21 protein-coding genes are annotated in these 16,438 nt (G+C 65.7%); 13 read left to right on the plus strand and 8 right to left on the minus strand.

The window, feature by feature from the left end:
- The first annotated feature begins 12 nt into the window (after positions 1 to 12).
- From ACSFBF_RS19255 to ACSFBF_RS19275, 5 genes are read left to right on the plus strand one after another with little or no spacing between them, the layout of a single operon-like run.
- Positions 13 to 465: a FliM/FliN family flagellar motor switch protein gene (locus ACSFBF_RS19255; protein WP_435469686.1), complete on the plus strand. Its 453-nt coding sequence runs from the start codon at positions 13 to 15 to the stop codon at positions 463 to 465.
- A 3-nt stretch (positions 466 to 468) separates the two neighbouring features.
- Positions 469 to 1,017, plus strand: coding sequence for a flagellar biosynthetic protein FliO (locus ACSFBF_RS19260; protein WP_435469688.1), 549 nt, complete (start codon positions 469 to 471; stop codon positions 1,015 to 1,017).
- The gene (fliP, locus tag ACSFBF_RS19265) at positions 1,014 to 1,982 is read left to right on the plus strand and encodes a flagellar type III secretion system pore protein FliP (protein ID WP_435469690.1); all 969 of its coding nucleotides are present in this window, start codon (positions 1,014 to 1,016) and stop codon (positions 1,980 to 1,982) included. Before ACSFBF_RS19260 ends, fliP begins: the two co-directional genes overlap by 4 nt.
- 38 nt (positions 1,983 to 2,020) lie before the next feature.
- Positions 2,021 to 2,884 (plus strand): sigma-70 family RNA polymerase sigma factor, encoded by an 864-nt coding sequence (locus ACSFBF_RS19270; RefSeq protein ID WP_435469692.1) that lies wholly within the window; start codon positions 2,021 to 2,023, stop codon positions 2,882 to 2,884.
- Positions 2,841 to 4,181 carry a tetratricopeptide repeat protein gene (locus tag ACSFBF_RS19275; RefSeq protein WP_435469694.1) on the plus strand — a complete coding sequence of 447 codons (1,341 nt, stop codon included), beginning with the start codon at positions 2,841 to 2,843 and terminating at the stop codon, positions 4,179 to 4,181. The genes ACSFBF_RS19270 and ACSFBF_RS19275 overlap by 44 nt, the downstream gene beginning before the upstream one ends.
- Here ACSFBF_RS19275 and ACSFBF_RS19280 read toward each other — a convergent pair.
- Both ACSFBF_RS19280 and ACSFBF_RS19285 read right to left on the minus strand, forming a co-directional pair.
- Positions 4,178 to 4,645, minus strand: a complete 468-nt coding sequence (locus ACSFBF_RS19280) for a hypothetical protein (protein WP_435469696.1) — start codon at positions 4,643 to 4,645, stop codon at positions 4,178 to 4,180. The genes ACSFBF_RS19275 and ACSFBF_RS19280 overlap by 4 nt on opposite strands.
- Before the next feature lie 45 nt (positions 4,646 to 4,690).
- Entirely contained in the window at positions 4,691 to 5,350 is a 660-nt protein-coding gene (locus ACSFBF_RS19285; RefSeq protein WP_435469698.1) for a tetratricopeptide repeat protein, read from the minus strand.
- A 108-nt stretch (positions 5,351 to 5,458) separates the two neighbouring features.
- Between ACSFBF_RS19285 and ACSFBF_RS19290 the strand changes: the two genes are divergently transcribed.
- On the plus strand, positions 5,459 to 6,370 hold the full coding sequence (locus ACSFBF_RS19290) for a hypothetical protein (RefSeq protein WP_435470077.1): 912 nt from the start codon (positions 5,459 to 5,461) through the stop codon (positions 6,368 to 6,370).
- Positions 6,309 to 6,566 carry a hypothetical protein gene (locus tag ACSFBF_RS19295; RefSeq protein ID WP_435470063.1) on the plus strand — a complete coding sequence of 86 codons (258 nt, stop codon included), beginning with the start codon at positions 6,309 to 6,311 and terminating at the stop codon, positions 6,564 to 6,566. Before ACSFBF_RS19290 ends, ACSFBF_RS19295 begins: the two co-directional genes overlap by 62 nt.
- Here the strand turns inward: ACSFBF_RS19295 and ACSFBF_RS19300 are convergent.
- Positions 6,563 to 7,354, minus strand: coding sequence for a hypothetical protein (locus ACSFBF_RS19300; protein WP_435469699.1), 792 nt, complete (start codon positions 7,352 to 7,354; stop codon positions 6,563 to 6,565). The genes ACSFBF_RS19295 and ACSFBF_RS19300 overlap by 4 nt on opposite strands.
- A gap of 18 nt (positions 7,355 to 7,372) precedes the next feature.
- Between ACSFBF_RS19300 and ACSFBF_RS19305 the strand changes: the two genes are divergently transcribed.
- The gene (locus ACSFBF_RS19305) at positions 7,373 to 7,852 is read left to right on the plus strand and encodes a cysteine hydrolase family protein (protein ID WP_435469701.1); all 480 of its coding nucleotides are present in this window, start codon (positions 7,373 to 7,375) and stop codon (positions 7,850 to 7,852) included.
- A 434-nt stretch (positions 7,853 to 8,286) separates the two neighbouring features.
- On the opposite strand, the gene ACSFBF_RS19310 is transcribed toward ACSFBF_RS19305, so the two are convergent.
- Positions 8,287 to 8,544, minus strand: a complete 258-nt coding sequence (locus ACSFBF_RS19310) for a hypothetical protein (protein WP_435469703.1) — start codon at positions 8,542 to 8,544, stop codon at positions 8,287 to 8,289.
- Between the two features lie 321 nt (positions 8,545 to 8,865).
- Here ACSFBF_RS19310 and ACSFBF_RS19315 point away from each other — a divergent pair, with 321 nt between their 5' ends.
- The 3 genes from ACSFBF_RS19315 (at position 8,866) to ACSFBF_RS19325 (ending at position 11,370) form a co-directional block, all read left to right on the plus strand.
- A complete protein-coding gene (locus tag ACSFBF_RS19315; RefSeq protein WP_435469705.1) occupies positions 8,866 to 9,390 on the plus strand; it encodes a hypothetical protein in 525 nt (174 codons plus the stop codon).
- Positions 9,391 to 9,496: 106 nt separating this feature from the next.
- Entirely contained in the window at positions 9,497 to 9,988 is a 492-nt protein-coding gene (locus tag ACSFBF_RS19320; RefSeq protein WP_435469707.1) for a hypothetical protein, read from the plus strand.
- 134 nt (positions 9,989 to 10,122) lie between these two features.
- Positions 10,123 to 11,370, plus strand: coding sequence for a metallophosphoesterase (locus ACSFBF_RS19325; RefSeq protein WP_435469709.1), 1,248 nt, complete (start codon positions 10,123 to 10,125; stop codon positions 11,368 to 11,370).
- Positions 11,371 to 11,391: 21 nt separating this feature from the next.
- Here the strand turns inward: ACSFBF_RS19325 and ACSFBF_RS19330 are convergent, their stop codons facing one another.
- Complete coding sequence (locus ACSFBF_RS19330; RefSeq protein ID WP_093057143.1) at positions 11,392 to 11,889, minus strand: polyhydroxyalkanoate granule-associated phasin; 498 nt, start codon at positions 11,887 to 11,889, stop codon at positions 11,392 to 11,394.
- Between the two features lie 211 nt (positions 11,890 to 12,100).
- Here ACSFBF_RS19330 and ACSFBF_RS19335 point away from each other — a divergent pair, with 211 nt between their 5' ends.
- Entirely contained in the window at positions 12,101 to 12,676 is a 576-nt protein-coding gene (locus tag ACSFBF_RS19335) for an acyloxyacyl hydrolase (protein WP_435469713.1), read from the plus strand.
- On the opposite strand, the gene ACSFBF_RS19340 is transcribed toward ACSFBF_RS19335, so the two are convergent.
- From ACSFBF_RS19340 to ACSFBF_RS19350, 3 genes are read right to left on the minus strand one after another with little or no spacing between them, the layout of a single operon-like run.
- Complete coding sequence (locus ACSFBF_RS19340; protein ID WP_435469715.1) at positions 12,673 to 13,638, minus strand: lysylphosphatidylglycerol synthase domain-containing protein; 966 nt, start codon at positions 13,636 to 13,638, stop codon at positions 12,673 to 12,675. The genes ACSFBF_RS19335 and ACSFBF_RS19340 overlap by 4 nt on opposite strands.
- A gap of 19 nt (positions 13,639 to 13,657) precedes the next feature.
- On the minus strand, positions 13,658 to 14,926 hold the full coding sequence (gene clsB, locus ACSFBF_RS19345) for a cardiolipin synthase ClsB (RefSeq protein WP_435469717.1): 1,269 nt from the start codon (positions 14,924 to 14,926) through the stop codon (positions 13,658 to 13,660).
- 11 nt (positions 14,927 to 14,937) lie between these two features.
- The gene (locus ACSFBF_RS19350) at positions 14,938 to 15,732 is read right to left on the minus strand and encodes an endonuclease/exonuclease/phosphatase family protein (RefSeq protein ID WP_435469719.1); all 795 of its coding nucleotides are present in this window, start codon (positions 15,730 to 15,732) and stop codon (positions 14,938 to 14,940) included.
- A 241-nt stretch (positions 15,733 to 15,973) separates the two neighbouring features.
- Between ACSFBF_RS19350 and ACSFBF_RS19355 the strand changes: the two genes are divergently transcribed.
- Entirely contained in the window at positions 15,974 to 16,408 is a 435-nt protein-coding gene (locus ACSFBF_RS19355; RefSeq protein WP_435469721.1) for a serine/threonine protein kinase, read from the plus strand.
- Positions 16,409 to 16,438: the final 30 nt, after the last annotated feature.

Genomic DNA, 16,438 nt, shown 5'->3' on the forward strand with positions numbered 1-16,438 from the left:
GGAAAACACATCATGACGAAAGCCCTGGAAGGCATCGTCGCCGACAACCGCGCCGGCGCATCAAGCACCGCGGCCGAGAGCCGCGGCGAAACACGTACCCGCGCCCAGCAAGGCGCCGGACTGCCCACCGCGCAAATCATCGCGCTACCCGATCTGCATGCCGGGCCGGAAGGCGACGCAGTCGACCGATCGGTCGATACGCCGATCCTGAAAGACTGGAATCCGCTGCACCAGATCAAGGCCAAGCTGCAGGTGTGCGTGGGCGAGGCCACGATCTCGGTCGGCGAGTTGCTGGGCGCCAAGGAACACCAGGTGCTGCGCCTGGACCGCGCGTTCGACCAGCCGGTGGACCTCACCATAGAAGGCAAGGTAGTGGCGCGCGGCCAACTGGTGGCAGTCGACGGCCACTTTGCAGTGCGCATCACTGAGCTGCCTGTTGCACTGGGCCTGGCGTCGGGATCCTGAAGGATGAACGCAGTGTTGCGGCAGATACGGACGGGGTTCGCCTGCCGATTGTTTCTTGCGGGCCTTGCCATGGCGGCAGGGATGTTGTTTGCCGTGCCCGGCACCGCGCAGGAAACGCCACGAACCAGCACGACCGAGTCGGTGCAGAGCGGAAGCCTGCCTTCCAACATCCCCGTCAAACGGGAACAGCCTGGTCACGGAGCCACGCCAGCGAACGATGTCGGGTGGATTGCCATCGTGCTCGCCATGGGCCTGATTGCAATTGCAGTCGTCGTTGCACGTCGGCGCGCCCGACCCATCACCTCGGCCCGCGCCCCCACGGGCGCCTGGTGGAAGCAACTCGGTGGCTTGCTGGACGCGGTGCCGTCACACGAGATCCAGCGCGTGTCGAGCATGCCGCTGTCGCCGCGCCACAGCCTGCATGTGGTGGTCTGGAACGGCAGACGGCTGTTGCTCGGCTGCACGGACCAGTCCATCCAGTTGCTGGCCGAAACACCGTCTTCCCCCGAAGTTCCGGAACCGATCTCTTCCATGAAGGAGGGGCAGCAATGACGCGCAGCACCAACGGAGCAGGGCTGTGCGTAAAACTTCCCTGGCGCATGCTGCTGGCGCTGGTATTGCTGGCCGTTGCCATGCTGGGCTGGCCCGTGAAAGAGGCGTGGTCGCAGCCGCAGGAAGACACCTCTTCGGAAACGGCTCCCGGCAATGTTCCGCTGGCTGCGCCACCAACCGTTGTGCTGCCCGCGCCGGAAGTGCCTGCTGCCGCGGCTCCTCCTGTTGCAACACCGAAAGCACCGGCTGCTGCAACGAGCCCGGTCCGGCCCAAGGCAGCCGCGCCCGCCGCGAGTACGACGCCGTCATCGCCCCTCTCTCCCATCACACCAGCAACAGAAACCGCTCAGGCCCTGCGCGTCGTGCTCGGCCTCACAGTGCTGGCCATTCTTCCGGCGCTGCTGGTCTGCCTTACCAGCTTCCTGCGGATCATCGTGGTGCTTTCGATGCTGCGCCACGCCATCGGCATGAACGAGACGCCGCCCAACACCGTGCTGATCGGGCTGGCGCTGTTCCTCACGCTTTTCACGATGTCGCCGGTGTTGCAGAAGGTCAATCACGATGCCTTCGAGCCTTTCATGGCCGGCAAGCTCTCGATGGAAGAGGGCTACGGCAAGGGCATTGCGCCGCTGCGCGAGTTCATGGTGCGGCAAACGCGCGAGGCCGACCTGGCGTTGATGGTGGAACTTTCGAAGGCACCCATGCCGCGGTCGATGGACGACATCGGCAACTTGCAGCTCATTCCGGCCTTCATGCTCTCGGAGTTGCGCGCGGCGTTCCAGATCGGCTTTGTCATCTTCCTGCCGTTCCTCTTGATCGACCTGATCGTTTCCAGCATCCTCATGGCGCTCGGCATGATGATGATGCCGCCCACCACCATCGCACTTCCCCTCAAGATCCTCATGTTCATCCTTGTCGATGGCTGGAGCCTCGTACTCAAGGCCCTCGTCGGTAGCTTTCACTGACGTTGCCGAACACCATGCCTCGCCTGAGTTCTTCAGCAATGCCAACGCCGCCCCAGCCGTTTTTCGAGCCACCGACGGAGTCGGCCAAGGCCGACGACGCGGTGGCCGAGGCACCGGACCTGACGGCCGCGCTATGGGTTCGTTGGCGCAAAGACCAGGACGAAGCGGCGAGGGAGCAATTGATTGGCCACTATCTGCCCTACGCGCGGATGGTGGCCGCCACCGTCTATGGCCGGCGCACCCATAACGACGTGGAGTTCGACGACTACCTTCAGCTGGCCCGCATGGGCCTGCTCGAAGCAGTGGACCGTTTCGTACCGGGGCAGGGCGCGCAGTTCAAGACCTTCGCGGCCAAGCGCGTGCAAGGTGCGGTGCTCAACGGGCTCACGCGCCTGACGGAGAAGAACCAGCAGATCAGCGTCAGCATGCGGCTGCGCCAGGAGCGCCTCGAAGCGGTCAAGGAGGCAGCAGCCGCGCAAGCCTCCGAAAAAAGCCAGGACAGCAGCGCCTCTGCCGCGGCCTCTTCGCGCAGCTCCGACAAGCTCTTCAAATACCTTGCCGAGGTGGGCATCGGCCTTGCCTTGGGCGTGCTGCTCGAAGACACGGGCATGGTCGACGCTGAAGCGTTCGATGGCAACGGCCAGGCGCCTTCGCCGGAGGTGAGCTACTTTCGCAAGACCGAGATCATTCAGCTGCGCACCGTACTGCGCGATCTCGTGGGGCAGCTGAGCGACCAGCAGAAGATGGTGATACGCCACCACTACCTCCAGGAGATTCCCTTCGACGAAATCGCCAAGATCATGGGCGTGACACGCGGGCGTGTTTCGCAGTTGCATCGCCAGGGCCTGCTGCGGCTGCGTGAACTGCTGGGCAAGGACGCCCGTTGTGACGTGTCCTGGTGACGCGCAATTTTTCCTCTGGTCGGCAACCTACATTCTTCTTTCCATGACCGATTCGAACGCATCCCCTTTGTCCGCCGCGCGCCAGCGCCTGGACCGACTCGACGGCTTCCTGCGCGATGACCCCTCCAACAATGCGCTGCTGATCGACGCATTCGAAACCGCGCTGTCGTGCGGCGAATGGGAGCGCGCGCGCTTCCATCTGCAGCACGGCCAGACGCTGTTGGACGAGCCGTTGGCGTGGCGTTTGCGCGAAGGCGATTTCTGGCTTGCGCAGCAGCGTTACGACCAGGCTCTCGAGGTTCTCGAAGCCCTGGCCAACACGCCAGCCCCACCCCCGGGCTTCACAGAGGTGCTGCTCCACAACCTGGCGTTCATCGAGTTGAGGCGCGGCCGCTACGCCGACTGCATCGCACGACTGGCGCCGACGTTGGAATCGCATGGAAGAGCAGGGCAAGGCCCGGACAACCACCCCATGATTGCAGCCCGCGCATTGCAGCAGCTCTGGTTGAGAGCGCTGCACCACGACGGTCAGATTGATCGCGCGATGGCTTGGGCACAACAGGCCGAGCAGCAGGGCAGCCTCGATGTACAAGCAGCCGGTATCGCAAGCCTGATTGCCATCGACGCGTCCGATTTCGCAGCGGCCCAACGCTGGTCGGCGGGCAGCCTCAGCGAAGGTTCGCCGGCAGAGCATCCTGTCGAGAGCCTGGTGACCCAGGCCTCGATTGCGCTGGCGGCACGCGATGCGGTCCGCGCCGTTCAGTTCGCCGATGCGGCCCTGCAGCGGCAACCCGGCGATGGCCGCGCGTGGTCGACACGTGGTTTTGCTGCGTTGCTCGCCAACGACCTTTCCGCGGCACACGCTGCTTTCGTGAAGGCGGTGTCTTACATGGCGCAACACATCGGCACCTGGCATGGCCTGGGGTGGACGCAAATCCTGCAAGGTGACCTCGAAGGCGCGCGCAGCAGCTTCGACACGGCGCTCGCGCTCGACCGCAACTTTGCGGAAAGCCATGGCGGACTGGCTGTCGTACTGGCCATGCAGTCGCAGCGTCAAGCCGCGCAGGAGCACGCCGAGTTGGCCCTGCGCCTGGACAAGGCCAACTTGTCGGGCCGCTATGCCCAGGCCTTGTTGAGTGGCGAAGTGAAGGATGCCAAGGACGTGCAGCGCTTTGCGCGGCGCCTGCTCGGCGGGCGCGTGGGGCCGTTGGGCGAAGACATGGGCGACATCTTCAAGTCACCCGATATAGACGCCGCACCGGAAGCGGAGCCAGGCGGCGGCAACGCCAAGCACTAGCGATTCGAGGGCACCTTGCCGGTGCTTGGATCTCCGGCATCCGCAAGCAGCAGGTCACCCGCTTCGCGCAATGCCGCATGGAGCTGCGGATCGCTTTCCATGCGTTGCAGCACCGCATCGACCATCTGGTCGAAGCCGCGGTCGTCCAACCGATCGCGGCCGAATGCCTGCATCAACACCGACTCCAGGAAGAGCCGAAACGCCTTGCGTTGGCGCTGGGGATCGTCCGGGGAAAGCGAGCGCACCCGCAGCGCCACCATCTGCTGGATCTGCGCCTGATCGCCCGCGAGTTCTTTCGCTGCGCCTTCCTGCATTCCCGACGAATGCTCGGTGCCGCCCCGTGCCGCATATACATCGCGCTGGGCCTCCCGACCGGCAAGCGGGCGCTCCTTCGTTTGCGCCCGGAATTGCGCAGCGAACTGGGCGCGAATCATCGCGGCCAATTGCGTCGACGGATCAATCATGGGCAGGCATACCGGCTATGAAAGGCGTACGGAGCCTTCGCGACATCAATGAGGGCGGCCTTGCTGCTGATAGTTGGCCAGCAGCACGTGGTTACTGGACTCCGCTTCTGCCTCTGTCTCAGGCTCGGCAGGCTGTTCGCCATGAGGCGCTGCATGGGCTCCCAAGGCGTTGATGCCCGCGATGACCTTCTCGATGTCGCTCGATAGCGCGGCATTGGTCGTGTTGAGTTCCAGGCCTCGCCGGTAGTGCTGCAAGGCTTCATCAAAGTGGTCTTGTGCCAAGGCAGCAAAGCCTTGGACGAAGTGCGGTAGCGGATCGGCCTCGGGCAGCTCGAGCAGCGGCTGCCATGTCAGCAGCGCCACACCTGCGCGGCCTGAACTGAATTGCAGAAGCCCCAGTTGATAGCGCGCCATCGGAAAACCCGGGGCCAGCAGTGTTGCGTTGGCGAAAGCGGTCTCGGCCTGGTTCATGTCGCCGAGCGCGGCGAACTCTGCGCCCAGCAGGAACTGCGGCAAGCCGGCACTCGGCTCGGCTGCGCTGGCTTTCTGAAACCATTCGATGGCCTGCGCCCCGTCGTTGGCCTGGCTCGCCCTCATGCCGTTGGACATGAGGGCATCAAATGAAGTCGGGTCCGGGCTTTTCATCTCAAACAACCTCCGTGCGGTGACGCGCAATGCGCCAAGAAAGGCGGCATTGCCGCTCATCCGCGCATTGTCGCGCCGCAAGGCGTTTGCCGGGAGGATGCGGAGTCGCGCGAGGGGACATCGGCGCGCCGACTAAACAAATTGCGGGAACGCTGGATGACTTGTCTGATGAACACCGGTACCGCGTACTCTCTGGCCACCTTGCAAAGCCAGGATTCTTCGTTACGAGCCGACGATCCGGCCGAAGCGTTCGCAGCCGCGCTTCGTCGCGCTGACTGGAACGAGGTTGAGCGCCAGCTTCGCGCGGGATCGGGCCGCGCGGGCGAGAACGCCGATGCCTGGGCCCTGCGCAAAAGCGACTGGTACCTTGCGCAGCAACGCTGGTACGAGGCAGAAACCCATCTCAAGGGCTTGTTTGCCGAGGGCGTGCCGGCCGGGTTGTTCCAGACCATCGTGCGCCACAAGTTGGGCTCGATCGCCTTCATGCGCAATGACGATGCGGGCTGCGTGGCATGGCTGTCTCCGCTGCTTGAGGTCGATGGAGTCGCAAATGCTCTTCCTCAAGGATTTCGGACTGCGGAGATCCTGTGGGTGAGGGCACTGCATCGTTCGCATGCGACTGATCGGCTTCATCGCTGGGCGGCGCAGTTGGATGCGCTCGGGCAACTCGATCCCCAGGTTGCTGGCGTTGCGAGCCTGGCCATGTGGGAGCGGGGCGATCTTGCATCGGCAAAGCGTTGGATCGCGATGGGACGCCGCGGCAATGGCAGCGCATCCGCGGAATGCCTGGTGGCTGCTGCTCATATGGCAATGGCTAGCCGAGCATCTTTGGCTGAAGCGGGAAGGCTTGTTGATGAAGCCTGTTCCCGATGGGCAGACGATGGACGGACCTGGGCAGCGAGAGGGCTCATCAAGCTTCTGACCGGAAATATGGAGGGTGCCAACACCGACCTTGAGCGCGCGACGCGCCGCTACACCTCGCTACGGGCTGGCTTGGCGCGGACTAGGTTGGGCGCAGATATTCCTTGGAAGGCCTGCTGTCGCGGAACAGAGCTTTCAGTCTGCATTGCGTCTGGATGATCAGCACCCGGAAAGCCACGGAGGATTGGCCGTGTCGTTGCTCATACAGCGGCGGGAGCCTGAAGCACGAGGCAGTCTGTTGAGCTGCAGAAACCTGAATGCCGAGAGTCCGTCAGGAGTCTATGCGGAGCGTCTATTGGAGGAAGGCTCGGGGGCCACTCTGAATCTGTCGGAGATTCTGGTTCGGGTGAATTAGGGCTTCGCTCGGATCTTCACAAGGCCGCCATTGGCGTCGCCCTCACAGCCGCGCGCCGCCACCAGCGCGCCGTTGCGCACCGTGGTGCTCAGGCGGTTGAGGTTGTCGTAGCTGTACTCCTCGACGATGTTGCCGGCCACGGCCGCCCACTGGTCGTCGGGCTGCTGCACGATGCGGATGCCCGCGTGCTCGTCGCGCGTGCGGTTGCCGTTCCAGTCGTAGCTCAGCCTGTGGCCCTCGGCGCCCAGCACGCTGCCGTCGGCGGTGGCTGAATCGACCAGGATCTGGCGATTCATCTTGTCGTAGGCGAAGTAGCGGTCTGTCTCCTCGCCGGCCTCCACCTGCATTCCCTGGGAGGTCATTCCGCCGTAGTTCAGCTTGGTGTGGATGTACGTGCGGTTGCCGACCTTGTCGTAGTCGATGGTGATGTACGCGTTGGTGTCGGCCACCCAGCGCAGGCGGCCCAGCGCATCGTAGGCCATCTGGTTGTCCTGGTAGGTGACCCCGCCCTGCACGGTGGGCTCGCGGATGCGCAGCAGTTGGCCTGCCTTGTCGTACGAGTAGCGGAGGTCCTGGCCGCGTGAGTTGGTCTGCTGCGTGAGCTGGCGGGCGTTGTCGTAGCTGTAGCTGTAGATGAAGCCGCCGATGTCGCGATGGCCCGTGAGCTGGCCGAAGTAGTTGTAGCTCCAGAACGCCAGCGCACCGTTGGCGCCGACCTCAGCCATCTTGCGGTTCATCGAATCGAAGGCCGCGAGCTTGACCTGGCCCAGCGGCTGGGTCGTGCTCACGAGGTTGCCGCGCAGGTCATGCCGGCGCAGCAGTTGATGCGCTCGCGAGGCGCGAAGGTGGGCTTCGTGCGCGTGGCTTTCGATGCGGCCGACCTCGAGCGCTTCCCCGCGCACAGCGCCATGGGCGCGCGCGTCAAAGCGGCGGGAGCCCATATGCATCTCGACTCCCCATCGACCGCCGTCCATCCGGATTTGGGCGTCGCGCCAGGCGACATCATTGTTCGCAAGACGCGGGTGGGCGCCTTCTCGACGACCGACCTCCATGCCCAACTGCAGCGCGCGGGCATCGAGACCCTGGTGCTCGCCGGCGTACACACCAGTGGCGTTGTGCTTTCCACGGTTCGCGAGGCGCACGACCTCGACTATCGGGTCATCGTCCTGTCGGACGCGTGCGCCGATCCGGATGCCAAGGTGAACGAGTTCCTGTTGCGCGAGATCTTTCCAAGACAGGCGACCGTGACCAACGCGACGGAGTTTTGCGAAGCGATTTCCCCTTAGCTTCGGGCGCCGTGGACACGTCCTGCCGGGCGTTTGTCATTGGAGATGCAGAGTCGAGGCCTGCGATCCTTCGGCGCAGGGACCGTCTGAATATTCGGCCGTGCCGGAAGACGTGACGCACTTGGTCACCGCAAAACGGGCAGGCGTTACCGCTACGGGCAACACATCGGAGGCGACGGATGGCGCGGCCGGCGCGGTGGGTGCCCGAACGGGCAGGGCGGCCGTGCTCGCCGGTAGCGCATCGCCGGAGCGAGCGGTTGCCAGCGACGGCTGAACGACCGCAGGGGCCACGGTCGCCTGGACAGGCGCTCGCGCAGCGCGCTCCCTCAGCAAGTCCGTCAGTGCCACGTAGAAGAGAAACACCGCCAGCAACGCCAACGCCAGGCACGGCGCCCAATAGCGTTGCGACCCGAGACCGCTTCCCGCCCGCCCGCTCAGCGCCGCGGCCATGCCAGGCCCCCGCTGTGCAACGCCCCCGCCAGCTTCGCGATTCCGCCGGTGCCGCTGGCCGCGCGCCCGATCAACGCACCGCCCGCTGCGCCCGCCACGATGCGCGTCAGGAACGAGCGGCTGCGGCCCGCCGCCAGCAGCAGCAATACGCCCGCGCCCAGCACCACGAAGTGCTCGCCCGGGTAATCGGCCCGCTGGGCGTCCACTTTCTTGAACTCCTGGATCGTCGATTCGAGGGTCATGGCTGAAGCTCCTTGTGTCCGTTCAGCAGTTCATATCGCGCGCCGCGATGCACCGCTGTAGGCGCGCACCCCTGCACGTTTGCGGATTCAGACGCCAAAACGCCGCATAACGCAGCGAAAAGGCACGGATCAGGGTTTCCGTGGGGTTTGTTAATAAAAGTAGCCTACACGCGCGTCACACGGCCGTCATCAGCTATGAAAACAATAGCATTCAGTTCCAATCCGAAGATCGTTCCTCGTAAACGCTATATCTAGCCCGACTCTTGCTAAGCAAAATCCTCGACGGATTTCACGTCACGCAAGATCGAGGACCACACAGCAATGAACCCTACGCGTCTCCGCCGGCCCCTGGCCGCGCTGGTATTGGGCGGTACAGCAGCATTCCTCGGGGCCGTGACTTCGGCCCACGCGTTCTCGAACCCGCCCATCCAGGTGGCGCAGGGCATCGAATACATGTGCGGTGGCGCCGCCAGGGATGAAGCCGCATTCATGGAAATGGTGTCGCCGCGCTGGGCCGCGACCATCGAATTCGGCGTGAGCGACGGCAAAGGCGCGCAGGTGGCCGGCTTTCCGGCCAAGGCCTTGATCGAGGTGCGCCAGAAATACACCGGCCAGGTCGTGATGGACGTGCAGTCGCAAGGCCCCTACATGCTGGCGCGCCTCAATCCGGGCGCCTATGACGTGAACGTGACGCTCGGCGGTCTCACGCTGACGCAGTCGCTGGTGGTGATTGCCGGCATGCCGGCGCGCACGTCGTTCGTCTGGCCGTCGAATTTCGACATGGCTTCGGTGACGCCATCGTTGCCGCAGACGCAGGCTCTCGCGCAATCTTCCGCCGCCCGCTGAGCGGTCGGCCGCTCCGGCCTGCCGGGCCGGTCAGCCTTTCCTAAGCCACGCGCCGCACAGTGGCACCGTGGCTTCTCGCCACGACGACCAGGAAAGGATTCAGATCATGACCCCCCGTTTTCCATCATCGCGCACGATGCGGCCGCTGGCGGCCGCGGTGTTCTGCGGCGCCGTTCTGCTCGGCGCGCTTTCGTCGGCGCAGGCAGCGGTGAACCCGCCAATCTACATGGCGCACGGCGTCGAGTACATGAGCGGCGGCATCGGCAGCGACGAAGCCCAGCTGATGGAGACGGTATCGCCGCGCTGGCCCGCCACCTTCGAGTTCGCTGTCAAGGACAGCAAGGGCGCCGAATTCGCGGCCAACGTGCACGTGACGGTGCGCGACAGCGGCGGCGTCGCGCTGCTCGACAACGTGGTGTCGGGCGGCCCGTTCATGGTGGCGCGCCTGGACCCGGGCAACTACGAGGTCGAGGCGCGGATCGGCAGCCAGGTGCTGAAGCAGCCGCTGCACGTGCTGCAGGGTGCGCCGACCAAGGCGACCTTCGTCTGGCCGGCGGGCACCGACATGGCTTCGGCCAGCACGCGCACGGTGCAGTAGCGCGGCGAAAGTGGGCGCCGGCACCGCATCCGGCCGGCACCTGCTTTGTTAACTCCACTGGGCCACAACGCTTGCTATCCGGGCGCCTTGCGCTATAGAAAAAATAGCGATTGCGGCGCCTTCCGGTATCTTGAATGCGCGGCATGCGCCTTGCAGGTGGTGTATCCCGGGCAGTGCCCGACCCCATTGCCCCGATGCCGATCCGTCCCCTGAGCGCTTTGACCGCGCTGTTGCATGTCTATATAGCGCTGCGCCTGCTGCCCGCGCTGGCCATGCTCACGCCCGCATGGCCGCTGGCGTTGCTCGCGCTGGTGGTGTCAGCGGTGACGATTCCGCTGCCCTTTGCATCGCGCCGCATCGGGCGCGATGCCTCGGCGGGCGAGGTGCTCAAGTGGGTCGGCCTGATCAGCATGGGCTGGTTCTCGTCGATGTTCGTGCTGACGCTGGTGCGCGACGCGGGCCTGCTGCTGGCCTGGCTCGCGAGCGCGCTGGGCGGCGTGCAGGTGCACTGGAACGCCCTGCAGCCATGGAGCGCGCTGGCGGTGCTGGCGATGGCCACGGCCACGTCGGCAATCGGTTTCCTCAATGCGCGCCGCACGGCCAGCCTGAAGCGGGTGGACGTGCCCATCCAGGGCCTGCCGCAGGCGCTCGAAGGCTTCACCATCGCGCAGCTCAGCGACATCCACGTGGGGCCGACGATTCGCAGCGCCTACATCCAGCGCATCGTCGACGCGGTGAACCGCCTCGGCGCCGACGCCATCGCGATCACCGGCGATCTGGTCGACGGCACGGTGCCCGAACTGCGCGAGCACATCGCGCCGCTGGCCGGGCTGCGCGCGCGCCACGGCACCTTCGTGGTTACGGGCAACCACGAGTACTACGCAGGCGCGCACGCCTGGATCGACGAGCTGCGCCGGCTGGGCCTGAAGGTGCTGCTCAATGAACACGTGGTGCTGCAGACGCGCAACGTGCGCGGCGCGCAGACCGACGAAGAGCTGTTCGAAAGCGCGCTGGTGCTGGCCGGCGTGACCGACTTCACCGCCGGGCACTTCGACGCTGCGCATGCCAGCGATCCGCACCTGGCGCTGCACGACGCGCCGCCGCTGGTGCACACGCGCGTGCTGCTCGCGCACCAGCCGCGCAGCGCAGTGCTGGCGGCAGCCGCCGGCTACCAGCTGCAGCTGTCGGGCCACACGCACGGCGGCCAGTTCTTCCCGTGGAACCTGTTCGTGCCGATGCAGCAGCCCTTTACGGCGGGCCTGCACCGCCTGCACGACATGTGGGTGTACGTGAGCCGGGGCACCGGCTACTGGGGCCCGCCGAAGCGCTTTGGCGCGCCTTCTGAAATCACGCTGCTGACGCTGGTGCCGGCGAAGCCCTGAGCGGCTTTCCGGCTTCCTCGGTCAGGATTCCAGCTCAGCCAGCCGGCGGGCGTTAGAGGTGGCTGCTGCGTGGATCGGCTTGAGGCCTTCGCGCGCTATGCGTACCGCAATGCCCGGGAACTGGCTCGCGGCGTTGACCGTGCCGGCTGCCGACTGCACGAATGCGTCGCCATGCGCTGCCGCCTGGGCCGGCGTGACGCTGCCTGCGAGCGAGAAGAAAGCCGTCGTGCTCTGAACCCATTGCTGAAGCACGCGGTTGGCGAGAGAGAAATGGCTGCGGTGCCACTGCTTCACCATGGCAATGCCCGATTCGCTCGCGGCCGCGAGCTTCTCGTCGCCCATGAGCTGGAATTCCGCCAGGTCGGCCGCGCTGGGCGCGAGCCCGGCCTTGGCGATGCGCTCGGTCCGGATGCGGATCACCGAGCCGGAGGACAGCAGCATCTCGTTGGTCTTGAGCGCCAAGTCGAGCCACTGCATGAGCGGATTGGCCAGACGGGCGGCGGAGGTAAGAGACGACATGTGGGGCGGTGCGCTCGAAGGCGGTTGTAGGGGGTCGGACCACTATAGGCTTCGCCGGCTGCAAATGCTGCAGCGCAACAAATCTGACTCTGCATTTTTGTTGATCAAGTCCCACTTTCCGATGTGGAAATTACGTGCTGATCGAATATCGAACGCGGCAGAAATTAATGATGTCGACTTATTTCCACTTCATGCATCTAGAAGTCGCATCATGAGATTCCACGCTTCCGCGCCCCTGCGGGCTGCCGTGTTCGCGGGCCTTTTCAGCCTGCTGGGCACAGTGGCCCATGCGTTCGAAGACAGCGCACGCGGTATTTATGTCGAAGGGGGCCGCGCCCCGCACGGCGAAATGGGCAGCACCAACTCGGCCACGGTGGGCATGACCTTCCCGTGGTCACTGCGCCAGCCGGTGCAGGAAGGCGCGCTCACAACCTACTGGGACGTGTTCCTGAGCAACTGGCACGCGCCCGCGCTGGGCGACGGCCCGCACGACTACGCGCAGATCGGCGCGATCTACACCTGGCGCTACCGCTTCGACCACGGCAGCTCGCCCTGGTTTGCCGAAGGCGGCGTCGGCGGCAGCGTGATGGACCACGTCTACAAGACGCCCGACCGCAGCTTCAGCACCGCCTTCCAGTTCACCGAAGTGCTCGGCGTGGGACGCAGCTTTGGCGAGCAGGGCGAGCACGAACTGTCACTGCGCTTGCAGCACTTCTCGAATGGCGGCATCAAGAAGCCGAACCCGGGCGAGAACTTCGTCAAGCTGCGCTACACCTACCACTTCTAGCGCCTTGGCCTCGCCGGCACGCGCAGCCGCCTGGCCCTCGCTTCGGTGACCAGGTAGCCCAGCGTGGCCACCACCAGCGGCAGCAGGTAATACAGGCCGCGATAGGCCAGCAGCGCGCCGAGCAGCTTCGCTTGTGGCACCTCGTGCGCAAGCAGCGCCACGAACACCGCCTCGAGCACGCCGAGCCCCGCCGGCACGTGCGTGATAACGCCGGCCACCGCTGCCACCAGCAGCACAGCAAGCACATGCGCGTAGCCGACCTGCCCCTGCAGCAGGAACCAGATCACGCCGCCCATCAGCGACCAGTTGGTGCACGACATGGCCAGTTGCAGCAGCGCCATCGACAGCCCGGGCACCTTGAACGCATGGCCGCGCACGCGCCAGGTGCGCCCCTGTGCCGTGGCGCACAGCACCAGATAGGCCAGTGCCGCCATCAGCAGCACCGCGCCGAGGATGCGCAAGCCCCCGCTGTCGATCTTCCAGTCGGGCGGCAGCGTCATCGGCCAGAAGCAGAAGGCCGCGCCGGCCACCACGAGGTAGCCGAGCCAGTTGGTCAGCATGCTGAAGCCGAGCACGCGCGTGATGGTGTCGTTCGCGAGCCCCAGGCGCGAATAGAGCCGGTAGCGGAATGCCACGCCGCCCACCAGCGAACCGAGGTTGAGGTTGAAGGCATAGCTGATGAAGGTCACGCCCATCACCGTGCCGGTGCCGAGCCGGTGCCGCGTCAGGTACCGGCCCAGCAGGTCGTACGTGCTGTAGAGCGCGAAGCTGCAGGCCGCCAGCGCGCCGGCCGCGAGCAGGAAGATGAGAGGCAGCGCGCGAATGGCGTCGAGCACCTCTTCCCAGTCGATGGTGCGCGCCTGCCGCACGAGCAGCCACGCGATCAGCGCGAAGAAGCCCCACATCGCCGCGCGGCGGGCCCAGGGCCACCAGCTGTGGCGGGAGAGTGCCATCGTGCTCATTGCGATGCGGCCTTTCCGCTCAGGCGGTTTCCGTCTGCGTCGCACCGCCGGCCGGATTGCTGCGGCTGGTGTCGCGCCGGCTCGCAAGGTCGGTGGCCTCGGCCGGCGTCAGGCGCGGCACGTGGCGCGGCAGGCGGCCCAACAGGGCCGGATACCAGCGCAGGATGTGGAAGACGAAGAAGCTGCGCACCAGCCGCCAGCCGCTCCATTCGCTGGCGAGGTCGGCCGCCTCCACTTGCTTGCAGCTGTGCTGCATCAGCTGGTCCATGCGCTCCCACAGCACCTTGTTGAAGGCTTCGTCGCGCACGATCACGTTGGCCTCTAGGTTGAGCGACAGGCTCAGCGGGTCGAGGTTGCTCGAGCCCACGGTGCTCCACTTGTCGTCCATGAGCGCAACCTTGCCGTGCAGCGGACGGTCGCAGTACTCGTAGATGCGCACGCCGGCGTGCATGAGGTGGTGGTACAGCATGCTCGCGGCGGTCTTCACGATCGGCATGTCGGGCTCGCCCTGCAGGATGAGCCGCACGTCCACGCCGCGCCGTGCCGCGCGCCGCAGCTCCTTGATGAAGCGGTAGCCCGGAAAGAAGTACGCATTGGCGATCACGATGCGCTCGCGCGCCGCCCGGATCGCGGCGCGGTAGTGCCGCTCGATGTCGTTGGTGTGGCGCCGGTTGTCGCGCGTGACGAACATGGCATCGGCCTCGCCGGCGTGCACTTGCCCGGCGCGCGGCGCCTGCTTCAGCCGGCGGCGGAACCAGCCCGCGCCCTTGCCGCCGAGCGCGATGGCGCGCAGCACGAACTGATGAACCTCCGCCACGATCGGCCCCGCGAGCTCGACCGCGTAGTCCTGCTTGGCCTTGGGGCCGAAGTCGAGCAGGTGGTCCGCCGAATAGTTGATGCCGCCGACGAAGGCGCGCTCGCCGTCGATCACCACGATCTTGCGGTGCATGCGGCGGAACACATTGAGCCGCTGGCCTAAAAAGCGCTGCCCTGGGTCGAACACCCGCACCTTCACGCCGGCCGCGCTCAGGCCCTCGATGAACTCGCGCGAGAGATCGGGCGAGCCGAAGCCGTCGATGAGCACATCGATCTTCACGCCGCGCTGCGCCGCTTCGCGCATGGCAGCATGAAGCTGCATGCCGACCTTGTCCTCGAACAGGATGAAGGTCTCGACGATCACCTCGCGCTGCGCCTGCCTGATGGCATCGAACACGCGCGGAAAAAACTCCTCGCCGTTCTCCAGCAGTTCGATGCGGTTGCCGCCGATCCAGTGGTTGTTGTTGCTCATGGCTTGCCCGCTCACAGGTCGATGTCCGCCACCAGCGGGGCGTGGTCCGACAGGTGCGACCACGGCCGGCGCGGCAGCACCACGGGCGCGTGCACGCCGGCATTGCGCACGTAGATGCGGTCCAGCTGCAGCACCGGGAAACGCGCCGGGAAGGTCCTGGCCGCGCGGCCGTTGGCATGCACGAACACCTCGCGCAGCGCGGCACCTTTTTCCAGGATGTCGTGCGCGCGGCCGCGCCAGTCGTTGAAGTCGCCCGCCACGATCAGCGGCGCATCGGACGGCACCTCGTCGCGCACGATGTGGCACAGCAGCTCCAGTTGCTGCTCCCGGTGCCCCTCGGCCAGCCCGAGGTGCGCGCAGATCACGTGCACGTCGACGACGCGGCCCGGCAGCCGCAGCACGCAATGCAGCAGGCCGCGCTTCTCGGGACCGCTCACCGACACGTCGTGGTTGCGGAAATGCACGATCGGGAATTTCGAGAGCACCGCGTTGCCGTGGTGGCCTTTCGGGTACACCGCGTTGCGCCCGTAGGCGAACTGCGGCCACATGGTGTCGGCCAGAAATTCGTAATGCGGCGCCTCAGGCCAGTTGTTCACCTTGCGCGAATGGCGCGAGTGGGTACCCAGCACTTCCTGCAGAAACACGACGTCGGCCCCCACGGTGCGCACGGCATCGCGCAGCTCGGGCAGGATGAACTTGCGATTGAGCGCGGTGAAGCCCTTGTGGGTGTTCACCGTCATGACCTTGAGCGAGGTCGGCAAGACTGGCGTGGCCGCCGCGGCGTCGGGAATGGGCGAAGAAGACATCGTTGTGCGGGTTGTACGTGGCCCTGCGCGCGCTGACTGTAGGAACGCGCCACCTTCTTGGGACCCATTCGCCCCTTTCGCTGCGTGGCGGCGGGCTCCCATGGCGGCCGGCTCCTACAGGCAGGCCTGCCGCACCCCCACACGGCAGGAATTTCACCGCTCCTACGGTGAATTCAGGGCTCGAGACAAGCAGCCCGCATTTTCATCCATCGACATCGATACAAGCCACAAGGAGAAAGTCATGAAGCAAGTCACTTTTCGCGCCACGGTTCTCGCCGCGCTGCTGGGCACGGCAGGCATCGCCCTGGCCCAGACCACGTCCATTCCCGCCCAGCCCGATGCCTCGGTGGGCGGCGAGGCCAGCACCATGACGCCGGCCGGCGTCGCCAACCCGCCGCAGCGCCCCGACAACTCGATGCCCGCATCGCGCGAGGCGGTGAAGGCCGAGGCCCGCGCGCAGAACCGCAGCAACGCCACCACGATGGTGCCAAAGGGCGAGGCAACCACCATGATCAATCACCAGCCCAACGCCATGCCGCAGCCGACCGGCGAGATGTCTCGCGCGGAAGTCAGCCAGACAGGGCGCAAGGTCAAGCCGCAGTTCGGCCAGAAGGGCGAGCGCCCGAACGTGGTGACCAACCCGACGGACAAGACCGGCACCGGCACGCCGGATTGACAAGGTCAGTCCGTTAATGAAAAAGCCCGC

This window comes from Variovorax nivicola (assembly GCF_051216475.1).
Lineage (GTDB): Bacteria > Pseudomonadota > Gammaproteobacteria > Burkholderiales > Burkholderiaceae_C > Variovorax.

What these genes read in the sequence shown, in the direction of transcription:
- ACSFBF_RS19255 (WP_435469686.1), top strand. Translation starts at nt 13, where the DNA reads ATGACGAAAGCCCTGGAAGGCATCGTCGCCGACAACCGCGCCGGCGCA.
- ACSFBF_RS19260 (WP_435469688.1), top strand. Translation starts at nt 469, where the DNA reads ATGAACGCAGTGTTGCGGCAGATACGGACGGGGTTCGCCTGCCGATTG.
- fliP (WP_435469690.1), top strand. Translation starts at nt 1,014, where the DNA reads ATGACGCGCAGCACCAACGGAGCAGGGCTGTGCGTAAAACTTCCCTGG.
- ACSFBF_RS19270 (WP_435469692.1), top strand. Translation starts at nt 2,021, where the DNA reads ATGCCAACGCCGCCCCAGCCGTTTTTCGAGCCACCGACGGAGTCGGCC.
- ACSFBF_RS19280 (WP_435469696.1), bottom strand. Translation starts at nt 4,645, where the DNA reads ATGATTGATCCGTCGACGCAATTGGCCGCGATGATTCGCGCCCAGTTC.
- ACSFBF_RS19285 (WP_435469698.1), bottom strand. Translation starts at nt 5,350, where the DNA reads ATGAGCGGCAATGCCGCCTTTCTTGGCGCATTGCGCGTCACCGCACGG.
- ACSFBF_RS19290 (WP_435470077.1), top strand. Translation starts at nt 5,459, where the DNA reads ATGAACACCGGTACCGCGTACTCTCTGGCCACCTTGCAAAGCCAGGAT.
- ACSFBF_RS19305 (WP_435469701.1), top strand. Translation starts at nt 7,373, where the DNA reads ATGCCGGCGCAGCAGTTGATGCGCTCGCGAGGCGCGAAGGTGGGCTTC.
- ACSFBF_RS19310 (WP_435469703.1), bottom strand. Translation starts at nt 8,544, where the DNA reads ATGACCCTCGAATCGACGATCCAGGAGTTCAAGAAAGTGGACGCCCAG.
- ACSFBF_RS19315 (WP_435469705.1), top strand. Translation starts at nt 8,866, where the DNA reads ATGAACCCTACGCGTCTCCGCCGGCCCCTGGCCGCGCTGGTATTGGGC.
- ACSFBF_RS19320 (WP_435469707.1), top strand. Translation starts at nt 9,497, where the DNA reads ATGACCCCCCGTTTTCCATCATCGCGCACGATGCGGCCGCTGGCGGCC.
- ACSFBF_RS19325 (WP_435469709.1), top strand. Translation starts at nt 10,123, where the DNA reads ATGCGCGGCATGCGCCTTGCAGGTGGTGTATCCCGGGCAGTGCCCGAC.
- ACSFBF_RS19330 (WP_093057143.1), bottom strand. Translation starts at nt 11,889, where the DNA reads ATGTCGTCTCTTACCTCCGCCGCCCGTCTGGCCAATCCGCTCATGCAG.
- ACSFBF_RS19335 (WP_435469713.1), top strand. Translation starts at nt 12,101, where the DNA reads ATGAGATTCCACGCTTCCGCGCCCCTGCGGGCTGCCGTGTTCGCGGGC.
- ACSFBF_RS19340 (WP_435469715.1), bottom strand. Translation starts at nt 13,638, where the DNA reads ATGAGCACGATGGCACTCTCCCGCCACAGCTGGTGGCCCTGGGCCCGC.
- clsB (WP_435469717.1), bottom strand. Translation starts at nt 14,926, where the DNA reads ATGAGCAACAACAACCACTGGATCGGCGGCAACCGCATCGAACTGCTG.
- ACSFBF_RS19350 (WP_435469719.1), bottom strand. Translation starts at nt 15,732, where the DNA reads ATGTCTTCTTCGCCCATTCCCGACGCCGCGGCGGCCACGCCAGTCTTG.
- ACSFBF_RS19355 (WP_435469721.1), top strand. Translation starts at nt 15,974, where the DNA reads ATGAAGCAAGTCACTTTTCGCGCCACGGTTCTCGCCGCGCTGCTGGGC.